Source organism: Vibrio sp. A37, assembly GCF_059777565.1.
In genome coordinates this window covers 11,847-25,785 of the sequence record NZ_JBLNLI010000003.1, presented here as the reverse complement: position 1 = coordinate 25,785, position 13,939 = coordinate 11,847, and the positions used below count along the sequence as shown (strand labels likewise).

The window sequence follows — 13,939 nt, the reverse complement described above, 5'->3', positions numbered from 1 at the left end:
AAGTAACTTCACTTCAGAGCAATAGTTGACTAACTTAACTAATTGAAATCTTAGCTACTCAGTTGAGCCTTAAATTTATCGCCATTACTCAAAACTCTAAAGCTGCATATTTAAGCCAACTCATATTTGACTGTGGCATACAAATAATTAGGGAATACATTTCACGTTAAACTTATAAATAATCATGGAGTTTGTAGCCAAGCCATTGGTAGCAGTTAGCCTTTATTACTAAAAGGGGATGCTATGAGCTCAATTACCATGAAAGCTTCAGACTTTACTAACAACTGGGGCAACCAAAACTCAGTCACAAACGGTGAGACCAATACGTTTAACCTTGGTCATACCGCCAACCTATATGGAGGTGGCGTAAATCGATTATTTTTGGGAGAGTATGGACAAGTTTGCCCAGCTTTGACTTGGGTCGCCACGGCAAAACACATTGGCTGGGCATATTCTAAAACGGCTATAGAAGGCATTACATTAACCACGGCAACGAGAAAAATGGCGGTGGTAAATAGTAATATTGCCGCCAATGCTGAAGACATTCAAACAGCCAAAAATGCTCTTTACTTCCACAATTTACTTGTCAACTCAAATAGAAATAGAGTGTCATTAGCTGAAGTCAGTAGCTCAAATGAAAAAATACGCTGCGACTCTGCTCAAATCTATCAGCAAGACTCGGATGTATTAACCGAAAACCATAAAGTGCGCAGTCATAGTGTTGATGCAATGTTAAGCAAGAATAAATCCACTATCAGGTCATCTGACGTAGCATTTAATAACTCTAAGCTTATTGTCTTTTAAAAGAAAATGAGCAGCGAAGATAACTAAACACTGCTCAAATTGACGTTCCCGACAAGGATGTCTAAATACTTACTCTTACTAGCTTGCAGCTTTCACTTTATCCGCTGACTTTGCCACTTCTAACTGAGAAAATAGATTGATAAAACTTTGCGTCAGTTTGTGCTTAGGATGGCTGTATATCATTGGTGATTGTTCAAAATGCGACTCTTTCATCTTCACTGACTGTGGCAAATATGGCTCCAGTACAGGTAGACCCAAGGCTTTCACCGTCTCAATAATTTGTTGAGGAAAGCGAGCTTGAGAGTTGTACATATTCACAACGATACCTTCTAGCTCTAGATCACGGTTGTGGTCATCGCGTAGCTCAGCTAGGTTGTCCAACAGCGTCATTAAAGCTTGTTGAGAAAAGCTGTCACAATCAAATGGAATCAGTAAACGTTGCGCTGCAATGAGCCCGGCCTTGCTATAAAAGTTAAGGTTTGGTGGAGAGTCAATAAATATACAATCATAGTTCGGCTGAAGTTCATCTAACGCCTCTCTAAGTTTGTATATTTTGTATCGACGCTCTAAATCATTTTCCATTGTGGCAAGTCTTGGGCTGGACGGAATAACATCCAAATTTTCATGCGCAGTTTTATGTGGAAAATCCTTAATTGGGGTAGAGAAAGAGAACCAAGAAGAGGTTTGATCGAATAAATCCGCAATTGTCTTATCACTTTTTTGCTGGATATCATATCCAAGGTAATGACTGCTATTTCCTTGCACATCCAAATCTATAACTAGAGTCTTTAAGCCCATACTGGCACTGACTGCCGCTAGATTTACAGTAATACTCGACTTCCCTACTCCACCCTTTTGGTTAAAAATAATTGTGCGCATTTACCTTGCCTCCTAGAACTTTTTATATGTCACGCATTGTATAACATACACAACCGAAACTCAGTTCGTTTCTCCATTCTGGTATAGCTTAGCGCACAAAACTCATGTTAAAGCATCTCTTTGTTCAACCATGTGACTTTTGCACAACTCTTCGTGAACTGGCATAACTTTTAGACCATGCGACGGCGACTAAACCGGCGGACACCACAAGGAAAAACCAACTTAGGTGAATAGACGAAGGGTGATACAAATATAGAAAAGCCGTGCCAAGAATGCTCCCTGCTCCATATCGAATGCAGGCTAACGCAGCACTCGCAGATCCAGCAATGTTTTTGTAATTTTGCATTGCAGCAGAGATTGAAGGGCCGAAACAAAATGCGACTCCCCAAAATAAAAACCAAGAAGGGACAATGAAGGTTACGGCATTTTTAGCGATAAATACGTTGGCCAATAGCATAGACATTGCACCTATCAACATTAGACTAGCGCCAACTAAAATAGAGCGATTGATTCCCAGACGTTCAACATATTTGTTGGCGCACAGTGCCCCAATGGTAAACATCAGAGCACAGGTTGAAAAAGCGAAGCCGTACATGGTCTGGCTAATATGATATTGCTCAATCAATATAAATGGGGAAATACTACTTAGGGTAAAAAATAGTAAAACGCTAGCAATACTGAACAAACTGTAACTCATCAAATGACCATCTAGCAGAATGTCTCGATAATTGCGAAAAACCTGAGAAGACTGGCTAGGTGCGCTAGCACTTGACGTATCTTCAACGAATAACACCACGATAACCAACGACACCGCTCCAAAAAGTGATAAAGCAACAAAAGCAGCTCTAAAACTAGCAAAATGCTGTTGCAATAAACCACCAACAATCGGGCCGATAATGGTTCCAAGTGTCGATGCACTTGAAAGTATGCCAAACCCCTTCGCAGCTTGAAGCCCTTCATATTTATCTCGGATAACAGCAAATGCAGTCACCACTGCTGCGGAGGCTGCAAGCCCCTGTAATATACGAGCCGCAATTAATACCGAAACACCATTAACCAAACTACAAAATATAGACGCTAAAGTATAAATTAGCATCGCGAATATGGCCGTTTTTCTTCGTCCTAATCTGTCTGAAAGCGGGCCACTAATAAGTTGGCCAAAACCCATAGCAAGCGTGTACGCCGTCATGGTTAGCTGAGCTTGTACTGTTGTACTTGATAAAGATTTCGCCATAGCTGGTAATGAAGGCGCGTAGATATCTAAGGACAAAGTTATAAGCGCCACCATTGGCCCAATAATCAAACAAACTAAAGTCATTTTATCTGGAAACTTAGCAAACCCCATTACAACATCTCAATTACAAATAAGTTTGCTTTATCTTAACCTAACGATAAAAATGTAAACAAAGAATACACATTAAAAACACTGTTTCCATATGGAAACAATAATCAAAGACTATGAATATTAATATCCAAAATAACCTTAAAGCCATGGCTGTATTTGCTGCGGTAGTCGAAACATTGAGCTTCACCCTAGCGGCACAAAAACTGCGCGTTTCAAAGTCTTCGGTGAGCAAAGATATTTATTGGCTAGAACAGCATCTTGATGTGAAGTTACTTCACCGAACAACGAGACAAGTGCAAATCACTGACGTGGGATTAGAATATTATCGGCACTGCGAACGAGTTTTAAATGAAGTTGCCAATGCCAATTCTATGATAGAGAAGCAGCAATCAGAGCCAACTGGGTTAGTGAAAGTACTATCACCTATCTCTTTCGCTCACTACAAGGTGGTCCCGCTGATCAACCAACTACTTCCTGATTATCCAAAACTGCAAATCGACTTAGAGCTTTCTGACAAAGATGCGAGGCTAATAGCCGTAAACTTTGATGTCACGATTATAGTGACAAACACCCCTCCCGAATCTTTCGTGGCAAGAAAATTGATGGATATTGACTGGGTATTTTGTGCTTCACCAGATTTCATCAAAAAATACTCTGAGCCAACCAACCCCAAACAACTTGAGCAATACGACTGTTTAACTTTCCGTCAAAGGCATCCAATTCACCATAGCTTAATACTAAAACACAAAAGCAAAGATCCTGTCGAAATCAAAATAAAGAGTAAGTTTCGCTGCAACACTAGCAACGCCTTAATGGAAGCAGCAATTGCCGGTGTCGGCATCGCTTACCTACCTAGATTTATAGCGAGAAATGCGATTGACAAAGGGCAGCTAGTCACAATTGTAGATGACTGGTATCTACAGCCAGAAGCGGCCTATGCGATTTATCAAGCAAGCCACTTTATGTTACCGAAAGTCCGTGTGTTGGTTGAGCGCTTGCAAGAAGTCGGAGTGAAACAATGACAGTAACCTTAAGTTGAGATCCAATAATAAAACTTTAATCATTTTGTCATAGAAACTGGAGTTTCATTCGTATAATCGGGCCCTTAGGAAATACGGTACGCTAGGCTATTATATGGAGATTGACTCATGCCTAAGAAAGGGAATCTAAAACTCTCCCCTGAAGAGTTCGCTGACAACTTTACCCACCCAGGTATTGAAATGAGCACACCCAACGAAATTAAGGTTTATGCTGCCTCCAAGGTAGAAGCGATTATGGGTAACAAAACATCATTGATTGCTGGGAACTACTTTAGCACCAATATTGGCCCAACTAACAAAGTGTATGCGATTGAGTATGCACAATGTTATCCGGGAAAGAAAATAGATTATGGCTACAGCGCATGGAAATTGATGTATCACTCTACAGATGCGATGAAAGAACGGCAGAAGTTTTGTGACAGGGAGCTATCGGCGCTAAGAGAGAGAGCTTCGGTACTAAAAGATAAGTTTGAAACATGTCAAAACGAATTGTATATCAATCAACAATGTCTCCAAATGAAGAATACACAATCTGAAGACATAATGTTATCTATTAAAAAATCCAATCTTAATTTAGAAAAAAAGAAAATTGTTCAAGAAATGAACGACTTTTCATACAGAAATAGAAAATTTAATAAATGTGCAAGTGACGCTCAGCTAGAAGATAAAAATAATATAATCCAAAGTGTCAAAACTAAAGTGGTTAACGTAAGTGGTGTTGTTCTTATGTAATACATCTAAGAGTTTGGTTTCAGTAGGTATGAGGGAGCATGATTGCTCCCTATACTCAACTGATTATTCGTCAATGCCTCTCAAATCAGCAAACATAGTAGCAAGCGCATCATAATTCGCTGCGCACATACCTCGCTCCGTAATTAATCCTGTGACATATTTCGCAGGCGTCACATCAAAGGCATAATTGCCACATTCAGTGCCTTCTGGTGCAGTATTCACAACACTTCTTCTACCTTGCTCATCACGCCCATAGACATGAGATTGCTCCTGCCCTGACCTTTGCTCAATCGGAATTTCTTTTAGCCCATCATGGATAGTCCAATCGATTGTTGGTGAAGGTAGTGCAACATAAAACGGCACATTATTGTCATAGGCTGCAAGCGCTTTTAAGTATGTACCAATTTTATTGCACACATCACCTTGAGCAGTCGTTCGATCAGTGCCAACAATGCATAAATCCACTTCACCATGCTGCATTAAATGTCCGCCTGCGTTGTCCGCTATCAGAGTATGCGGCACACCATGAGAACCTAACTCAAACGCGGTCAACAGCCCTTGATTACGTGGTCTGGTTTCATCAACCCATACATGCACTTTTATACCGGCTTCATGAGCTTTATAAATCGGAGAAATTGCCGTTCCCCAATCAACTGTCGCAAGCCAACCGGCATTACAGTGCGTGAGTATATTGACCACTGAGCCTTCTGGCTTTTTGCTGGCAATATCTTTTATCAATTCGAGGCCATGCTCACCGATCCTTTCACACAAACTGACGTCTTCATCGGCTATTTCTTGAGCCAATTTATACGCAACGTCTTGTCTTTGCTCTGGCGGTAGTTCATTTAATTTCGCTACTACTTTATCCAATGCCCATTTTAGATTGATAGCAGTCGGGCGAGTTTTGATTAGCTCGTCATAGCAGTAAGACAAATGTTCATCACTTGAGTCTTCCTTCATTCCTAGTGCGATGCCATAGGCGGCTACAGCACCTATCAAAGGTGCACCGCGAATCCACATCTCTTTTATTGCAGTCGCCGCAAGCTGCATCGAGTTAAGTTGAACAATTTCCAGCTCATAAGGCAGTTTGGTCTGATCGAGAATTTCTACCGTAGTGCCGTTCTCGGCAAGCCATACTGTGCGATAGTGTTTTCCATTAATTTGCATTTTTGCCTCTAAATATAACTAACAACTTTGCGCGTACTGCCCAACAGAGTGAAAATCTTGGTAGTTTTTCGCATTAACAATCAACTCACGAGCAAGCTTGAGAGCACGCCTCTCACAACTCGCTCTCAAATCCGCATCTGAGATTTCTTTAAAGTCGGCTACACCAGCAAAACCAATGATACGTCGATTAATTTCCAAACCAGCATTAACGAGCGTATCTTCAAACAAAGTTTCAAAGAACATTCTTTGTGCCCCCGCTAAGGCAGATTGACCTAACCCATTTTGATAGATTGCTATAGGAAACGCTTCACCTTGTTCTTTATTCTTCCAAAGCTGAGTAAACTGCTCTTCAAACACTTGCCACGTGGTATGGATCTGCTGCAAAAGCCAGTTTTGATTGTGCTGACAGTCATTTTCATTTTTTTGCCAACCCGGCCTTGAGAAGTACGCGAGAAATAAATTCCCTACATAATTGCCAATATCAAACGCTATCGGCCCCATAAAGCCAAATTCTGGGTCAATTACTTTAGTGCTATTTTCTGTCACCATAATAGAACCAGAATGTAAGTCCCCATGAAGCAGTGCTTGAGCTTCAGTCATAAACTTGAATTTATAACGCATCGCAACTTGAATCATTTCTTCGTCTTGCCAGATATTTTTTATATCGTCATCTAGCTGAGGAGAAGTCCAATCGTTAAGTTCTGCATCGTAATAAGGCTCTGTAAAAATCAAGTCTTCGGTGATTTTGCACAGTTCGTCATTGACCACAAACTTTGAAACTAGCGCTTTTTTCTCTTCAGCATCCATCCCCAAATCTGAAGTATGAAATAGGGTTTTAGCTAGAAAGGTCCCAATATCTTGGGCAAGGTTAGAGAATATTTTTCCTGCCATTAACTCTTTGCGTAAAATGACATGTGGACTAAGGTATTCCATCGCACATAGGGCTTGCTCTTCATCATAAAAGTAAACCTCTGGCACTAACTCCTGTCCGGCGAAACGAGCTTCAAGGGAAAGAATGTGGAATTCGAAGAAGGCTCTTTTAGTTGAAAGCTTCCAGCTTTCTCCTGCCGCTCTGACATAAGGTAAAGCCTGTTTAACAACAATGGTTTTCTCCGTCCCCTGGACAATAAAAACGAGGTTAAGATTGCCATCTCCCACTTCACTAACAGACCACTCTTTCGGATGACCTCCTAGCCGAATATTAGCTGGAAGCTTTTCATATATATATTGAGGCAATGTTTCATTAGTCTTAGGTAAATAATTAATATGAGCTGTTTTCTGCATCCAGATCACCTTTTTTATTTTCAATAGCCACTGATGAAAGAATAAAATTTAAGGTAAGACTAACTGAATAAAAGAGAGTGTAAAGCAGAAGCCATTCCCTTTTAACAAAGTTGATATATGAGACTTATTTTTTTAAAATCATTCACACAACTCCTTATAAAATAAAATTAATAATTATGGAATATATTAGAAGGTTTAATGCCTTTACAAGCTAAATTATTTTTATTCTAAATATTATAAAAACACAACAATAGATAGTACTATTAATCCAATAAAACAAACTTATTCGTCATTTCTCGAAATGCTTTGGGAGAGACATTCTTGATTGCTTTGAAGTTACGATTGAAACTCGACACATTAGAATAGCCAACTTCAAAGCTGATTTCAGTAATAGACTTGCCTGTATTTATTAGCAATGTGGAAGCTTTATCGACTCGAATCTCATTAATGTAGTGCATTGGAGTTTTGCCTGTTTCATTTTTGAAGGCGCGGCAAAATGCGTTCTTATTCATGCTAGTTTTATTCGCGACTTCTTGCAGCGATACTCTTCGATAAAAATTTTCCTTAATCCAATCGATAGCGGCCGATATTTTTGTTTCTATTTTTATTTCCTGACTTTGATCCAATGTGTTGGTTAACTCCTCTATGGAGGTATTATTATCGATCTCAGACAATATTTTTAAAAACGTAATAATTGAATCAATACCGGTTGACTGCATCAGCTTTGCAGCAATGTTAAATAGCTGGCTGGGAGCTGAGCGTAGAATTAACCCCATTTTTGACCGATGTATCAAGCGGTTGATCCTCAACAGCTCAGGAGCATCAAAAAATAGCTCCCCAAAACAATCATGACTAAATTGCAGCACGTAAGTGCTTAAGTAGTGATTATCATTATACGCGCGAAACCTATGGGGAATATTTGGCCCAATAATAAATATATCTCCTGAGGAATAACTTGCCGAAGAGTTTCCAATCAGCACTTCTCCTCTCCCGTCAATGATGAACACGATCTCCGCTTCATGATGAAAGTGGTAAGGGTGTTCAAATTCGTTCGATTCAAACGAATAGGCAACAATTGATCGATCGACGTGTTTTATGGCTTCGGCTTGCGCTTTCATATCGTTATTTTCACATTTAACCAGCAAAACCATGAAGGCTTAGTTTCCCTCTTCCATGGGGCTATGGTTTATGACCTCAGTGGTTTAAAGTTGATCTTATTCACATTATCGAGCAAAGCTAATATTTAGAAATTATTGGCTAATTTTTGCAAAGCTCTTTCTCACCTCAATCGCTACCATTCGCTCTACAGCGCTATTTGACCGTAGGTTCAGATGGAGGGGCTTCTAACACTCACGTTGTCTTGAAGCACCTCTTATTGAATTCCATTGTCAGTCGAAAGTTCTCATCCGTACCCAAAATTAGCTCTGAGTTTTAGAGCCAATTTCCGCCTATCGATAGCGATAACTAAGAAGGATAATTGATAATGAAAACCTTTGCACTACAAGATAAAACCCATGCTTTTTTAGAAGCATCTCCACAAAAATTTTATGTTAATGGGGAATGGAAAGCTTCAGACGAAGTAATCAATATTATCGATCCCGCCACATCTGCTCCATGTGCAAACGTTTCACTTGCAAGCCCAGAGGATATGAATATCGCTGTCAGTTGTGCAGAGAAAGCCTTCACTTCATGGGGAAAGAAAAAGCCAGAGGAAAGAGCGGCGTTACTTAGAAAACTCGCTAATTTGATCAGAAGAGACTTAGCTGTGCTAGCAGAAATCGAATCCATCGACGTGGGTAAACCCATCAATGAACCCATTGAATTTGATATTCCTTTCGCTGCAGATTGTTTCAACTATTTTTCGGATATCGCTGAAGATACCGAATATGAAGTCGACTTAGGCTTAGACGTTACTGATAGTCATATTGCCAAAATACCTTATGGCGTAGCTGGATTTGTCTTCCCTTGGAACTTCCCTTTTTGCTTATGTGTCTGGGGAATTGCGCCAGCACTAGCCGCAGGCAATACCGTGGTTGTAAAACCCGCCTCCGAGACACCACTTTCAACACTGTATCTCGCAAAATTAGCTGAAGAAGCTGGATTTCCAGCAGGGGTTATCAACGTATTGCCAGGCTCTGGCCGAACAGCAGGTGAAGCGTTAATCAATAATACGCGTCTAAAACTGATGTCTTTCACTGGTTCTACTGAGGTCGGTCGCCATATTGGTGAAGTCTGTGGACGTAACCTTGTTCCCGCTAAACTTGAATTGGGTGGGAAAGGCGCTGCGATTATATGCAAAGATGCAGACATCGAAGCCGCTGTCGAAGGACTATCTGGGGCGCTGTTGTTCAACGCGGGTCAAGTTTGCTGTACCGCCTCCCGCTGGTATATACATGAATCTATTTACGACCAATTTGTAGAGAAAGCAAAAGCACACTTCGAATCAATTCATCTTGGTCGAGGTCTAGATCAAGACTCCCAAATGGGGCCCATTTGCACGCACAAACAAATGGCGAAAGTTCTTGAGTGTATTGCAGAAGCTCAAGCTGATGGAGCGGAGGTGATTTGTGGTGGACGAAGACGTCTTGAAGGGGAGTTGCACAAAGGCTTCTACATAGAACCCACACTACTTGCTGGGGATGACAGCAACAAATGGGCACAAGAGGAAATCTTTGGTCCTGTTACCTTTTTGCTCAAGTTTACTGACGAAAGTGAAGTGGTTGAGCGCGCCAATCGCAATCAATATGGGCTTGCAAATAGTGTTTGGTCTCTGGATTTAGCCAAAGCTAAAAAAATCGCTCACCAGCTCGTCGGTGGGAATAGCTGGATTAACGCCCACAACGTATTTGAGTATGGTCTGAATTATGGCGCTTGTGGCCAAAGCGGATGTGGCGGAGGCGTCAATAGCCGCGCAACCTTCGAAGGTTACCTTCGCCACCAATCAATTGCTTCAGTTAGATAAAGGAGAGGGCTATGATCGTCGATCTTCTCCAAGAATATGGCGTATTGAAGGAAGAACGAGCGACAGCTACCCCACTGACTGGTGGGGTAAGTTGCGAAATATTTCTAATCGAAGATGGTGCTGAAAAGTATGTTGCCAAACGTGCTTTGTCGAAGCTAAAAGTGAAAGAAGAATGGCTGGCAGATCCCAGCCGAAACAAATACGAACAGCGTTACCTAAAATACGTCGGCAGTAAGTATCCCAATTGGGTTCCCAACATTCTGAAAAGCTTCGAAGAGCAGAACCTATTTATTATGGAGTTCTTTCCAGAGCATTACCAAGACTGGAAAAAACGTCTTCTTGCGGGAAACATAAACACCACGGTGGCTGAAAATATAGGTCAAGCTCTAGGAGCGATCCATGAAATGAGCTGGCAGGATCCATATGTACAAAAGCTGTTTGATTCAGACAAGAATTTTTATGAACTCAGGTTATCCCCCTACTTCGAGTTCATGATAGATATCCATCCAGATATTCAAGCCAAAATAGAGAATACAATTCAGACTATAACTTCAACTAAGTTATGCCTCGTCCACGGAGACTTTAGCCCGAAGAACATCTTGGTTTCAGATTGCGATATCAAAATCGTTGATTGCGAAGTCGCTTGGTATGGCGATCCTACCTTTGACATTGGTTTCATGCTGCACCACTTGCTCCTGAAATATCTTCACTTTAACAATCAAGAGTTTTTGAGTTTAGCTGCCAACTTTATATCTGGGTACAAGTCTGCGTTGAGTGAACACAACTACCAGCAGCTATCGGAGGCTCACATCGTTACTGTGACCTTGTTGTTGATGTTGGCTCGTCTTGACGGGAAATCTCCAGTCGAGTACTTAGACCAAGAAGAGAAGAATATCGTCAGAAAGAACATAAAGTCATGGTTAGAAAATGACATAACTTCAATTGAAAAGTTATTGTCCGAGGTACAAGTATGAACATCAAATCAGTCGACGCATTTCAAATATATGACTCTCGAGGCAATCCAACTATCGAAGTTGTGCTCAAGCTAGATAACCAAATAGAAGGAAGAGGGTTAGTACCTTCTGGCGCATCCACAGGTCAATTTGAAGCATTAGAGTTGCGCGATGGAAACCCTGAAAAGTTTCTCGGTAAATCCGTCTATCAGGCAATAGAAAATGTAAAAACAGAGCTAGCAGATCTACTAGTGGGTCACCCAGTGGAAGACCAAGCAGAGATTGACAAACAAATGTGTGAGCTGGATGGAACGCCAGACAAATCTCGATTAGGGGCCAACGCTATTCTTGGTGTTTCATTAGCGGTAGCCGACGCAAACGCTAAATTAAAGGGTGTGCCTTTATTTGAAAGCCTCTGTGAAGACTCAGGGAACCTTTTGCCATTACCTGAAATTCAGCTCGTTGGTGGTGGTGCTCATGCACAATGGCGAACAGATATACAAGACTTTCTCCTTATCGCAAATGGTGCAAATTCATATGAGGAAACCTTAGAAGTCACATACAACATATACCACACAGGAGAAAAAATACTCAAAAGCCGTGGGTTACTCTCAGGAGCTGCAGATGAAGGAGGATTCTGGCCTTCATTTAGTAGTCACGAGGAAATCTTCGACTTCGTTTTAGAGTGTATTAACACAGCAGGTTATACTCCGGGAACAGACGTATCCATCTCCTTAGATATCGCAGCAAGTGATTTATACAAAGACGGCCAATACCATCTCCCACTGGATGGAAAAACATATAGCTCAGAAGAGTTTCTCACTTTGATGCTAGATTGGTGTGAGAAATACCCAATTCTCTCAATTGAAGATCCGTTCGCCGATACGGACTTTAAAATGTGGCAGAAGTTCACAACTCAAGTTGGTAAGAAAGTCCAAGTAGTCGGAGACGATTTATTCACCACCAATATCAATAGAATAGAAGAAGGCATCAAACAGAAACTAGCAAATAGTGTTCTTATAAAATTGAATCAAATAGGTACTGTCTCTGAAACTCTAGATGCAATCAAACTCACGCAAAAAGCTGGATGGCTACCAGTGGTATCCGCTCGCTCTGGTGAAACAGAAGATGCTTTCATCAGCCACTTAGCTGTAGCAACAAATGCTGGCCAGCTAAAAGTTGGGTCTTTTACACGAAGTGAACGACTGGCGAAATGGAATGAGGTATTACGAATTCAACACAAACTCGGTAGCGGCTCTAGATTTATCGGTGGCGATATCTATAGCCGCCTAACTTAGAAACTGTAAATTATTCTGAATATTGACTTAGAAGGCGTCCTAAAGTCTTCCGTTAAATATTCAATATAATCGTATTTCTACGTAAATAATACTTACTCTGAGCAGGCGAGCTCAACGTTGGGTACATTGAGCTCGTCATTTTTATTAAAAAATACAGTTTAGCTTTCGGTTATTTAAGCTATTTAACGACTTACATTAATCGTATCAGATATTGTAAATTGATTTTCAGGTGAAAAGTGTAATGTCACGTTGACTAAATTGGATTGAATTTCAAAAATACCTGTCGTTAAAGTCTGCGCATACTCTCCTCCAGAATCACCTTGCCGATAAAGAGTATTTCTACTACCTGACTCTTGATCGAACAGAATATCTGTAATGTGATCTTCTGTATGGGATATCAGAGATTCAAACAAAGATGTTAACCTACGCTCTCGATATAAAGACGAGTTGGTTTTAGTGTTAGGAAGCTCTTTCAGCCTGCTAGACTTTAAGTGGTTCGCATGACCATAAAACTGTCTGTCTCTTAATTGGATAACTTCAGATTGGCAACCCGATGTTTCAACACTAAATAGATGGGGTTCTCCAGCTTGTGCTAGTCCATGATGATACCCAGAAGCCCTATCTTTTCTTTGCAACAACTCTATTGCTTCAACCAGTGAGTCTGCATCCAAAATAGCTCTTGAAATAAACTGTCTAGGGATCCCTGCCTTACAATCGAATGCTCGTATGTTGTTGATTGTTTGTACTAAACCTTTTTCGTTTACTGATATTGCATTACCAGCGATAAGGCCTGGGTAGACAAAACTCTTAAACACGTTGCCTTGTTTGGGTATGACAGTAATCCATGCACATTGACCTAAAAACTCGACGTCTCCATCTTCATTGTGGGCGATATAACAACTACCAGCATCAGTTTGAGGTAGAAACAGAGTCGTACAACCATTAACAGGTACGCCATCCCCTTGCTGAGATGGGAATGCAAAATCGCCACGACAGTTCCACATAAAAATAGTGTCAAATGCTACCTCTGCCCCCTCACTAATACCTCTCACTTCCTCATAGTAGCCCTCAGAAAATTCACGAGCTGAATATTTTAAAGCACTAAGTTCAGCGCTTCCCCCCCATTTATCGATAAGGCTTTTTAATTCGTAATTGTTCAATAGTCGCTCATGAATTGCCGTTTTAAAAAACCTCCCAAGTTGGAATCCAATTTGAAAGTGATCACCTTTAATTGTCAGTTGGGGAATATTTGGAGTCTGCGGTTGTTCCATAGCCTTTCTCTTATTTGATTGTTGTAGTGAGCAATTAAATATATTTGGCTATGATATACAAACAGGAGTGTTATAACAGCGTCAATTTGCATTTAACTCAAAGAAAAATAAGATATTTACCGTATTTCATATAATAAATATCGTATCATTTTCATTTATTAATATATACCGTATGAAATGTTTCCACTAACATGGAATGTAGTT

At 40.6% G+C, this 13,939-nt stretch carries 12 protein-coding genes; 6 read left to right on the top strand and 6 right to left on the bottom strand.

Going from position 1 to position 13,939, the window contains the following annotated elements:
• Positions 1-243: 243 nt before the first annotated feature.
• Positions 244-804: a hypothetical protein gene (locus tag ACM2FC_RS06145; RefSeq protein ID WP_498480003.1), complete on the top strand. Its 561-nt coding sequence runs from the start codon at positions 244-246 to the stop codon at positions 802-804.
• Between the two features lie 78 nt (positions 805-882).
• Here ACM2FC_RS06145 and ACM2FC_RS06140 read toward each other — a convergent pair whose 3' ends face one another.
• Together ACM2FC_RS06140 and ACM2FC_RS06135 are read right to left on the bottom strand one after the other, a co-directional pair.
• Complete coding sequence (locus tag ACM2FC_RS06140; RefSeq protein ID WP_498480002.1) at positions 883-1,683, bottom strand: ParA family protein; 801 nt, start codon at positions 1,681-1,683, stop codon at positions 883-885.
• A 124-nt stretch (positions 1,684-1,807) separates the two neighbouring features.
• Positions 1,808-3,028, bottom strand: coding sequence for a multidrug effflux MFS transporter (locus ACM2FC_RS06135; RefSeq protein WP_498480001.1), 1,221 nt, complete (start codon positions 3,026-3,028; stop codon positions 1,808-1,810).
• A gap of 113 nt (positions 3,029-3,141) precedes the next feature.
• On the opposite strand from ACM2FC_RS06135, the gene ACM2FC_RS06130 reads away from it, so the two are divergent.
• Entirely contained in the window at positions 3,142-4,050 is a 909-nt protein-coding gene (locus ACM2FC_RS06130) for a LysR family transcriptional regulator (protein ID WP_498480000.1), read from the top strand.
• A gap of 126 nt (positions 4,051-4,176) precedes the next feature.
• On the top strand, positions 4,177-4,800 hold the full coding sequence (locus ACM2FC_RS06125) for a hypothetical protein (protein WP_498479999.1): 624 nt from the start codon (positions 4,177-4,179) through the stop codon (positions 4,798-4,800).
• Positions 4,801-4,863: 63 nt separating this feature from the next.
• Here the strand turns inward: ACM2FC_RS06125 and mtnA are convergent, their stop codons facing one another.
• From mtnA to ACM2FC_RS06110, 3 genes are all read right to left on the bottom strand, one after another.
• Positions 4,864-5,967: an S-methyl-5-thioribose-1-phosphate isomerase gene (gene mtnA / locus ACM2FC_RS06120; RefSeq protein WP_498479998.1), complete on the bottom strand. Its 1,104-nt coding sequence runs from the start codon at positions 5,965-5,967 to the stop codon at positions 4,864-4,866.
• Between the two features lie 18 nt (positions 5,968-5,985).
• A complete protein-coding gene (gene mtnK, locus ACM2FC_RS06115; protein WP_498479997.1) occupies positions 5,986-7,251 on the bottom strand; it encodes an S-methyl-5-thioribose kinase in 1,266 nt (421 codons plus the stop codon).
• A gap of 263 nt (positions 7,252-7,514) precedes the next feature.
• On the bottom strand, positions 7,515-8,402 hold the full coding sequence (locus tag ACM2FC_RS06110; RefSeq protein ID WP_498479996.1) for an AraC family transcriptional regulator: 888 nt from the start codon (positions 8,400-8,402) through the stop codon (positions 7,515-7,517).
• A gap of 332 nt (positions 8,403-8,734) precedes the next feature.
• Between ACM2FC_RS06110 and ACM2FC_RS06105 the strand changes: the two genes are divergently transcribed.
• From ACM2FC_RS06105 to eno, 3 genes are read left to right on the top strand one after another with little or no spacing between them, the layout of a single operon-like run.
• The gene (locus ACM2FC_RS06105) at positions 8,735-10,213 is read left to right on the top strand and encodes an aldehyde dehydrogenase family protein (RefSeq protein ID WP_498479995.1); all 1,479 of its coding nucleotides are present in this window, start codon (positions 8,735-8,737) and stop codon (positions 10,211-10,213) included.
• 11 nt (positions 10,214-10,224) lie between these two features.
• The gene (locus tag ACM2FC_RS06100; RefSeq protein WP_498479994.1) at positions 10,225-11,187 is read left to right on the top strand and encodes a phosphotransferase family protein; all 963 of its coding nucleotides are present in this window, start codon (positions 10,225-10,227) and stop codon (positions 11,185-11,187) included.
• Positions 11,184-12,464, top strand: coding sequence for a phosphopyruvate hydratase (gene eno, locus ACM2FC_RS06095; RefSeq protein ID WP_498479993.1), 1,281 nt, complete (start codon positions 11,184-11,186; stop codon positions 12,462-12,464). The genes ACM2FC_RS06100 and eno overlap by 4 nt, the downstream gene beginning before the upstream one ends.
• 182 nt (positions 12,465-12,646) lie before the next feature.
• Here eno and ACM2FC_RS06090 read toward each other — a convergent pair whose 3' ends face one another.
• Positions 12,647-13,735, bottom strand: a complete 1,089-nt coding sequence (locus ACM2FC_RS06090) for a C45 family autoproteolytic acyltransferase/hydrolase (RefSeq protein WP_498479992.1) — start codon at positions 13,733-13,735, stop codon at positions 12,647-12,649.
• Positions 13,736-13,939: the final 204 nt, after the last annotated feature.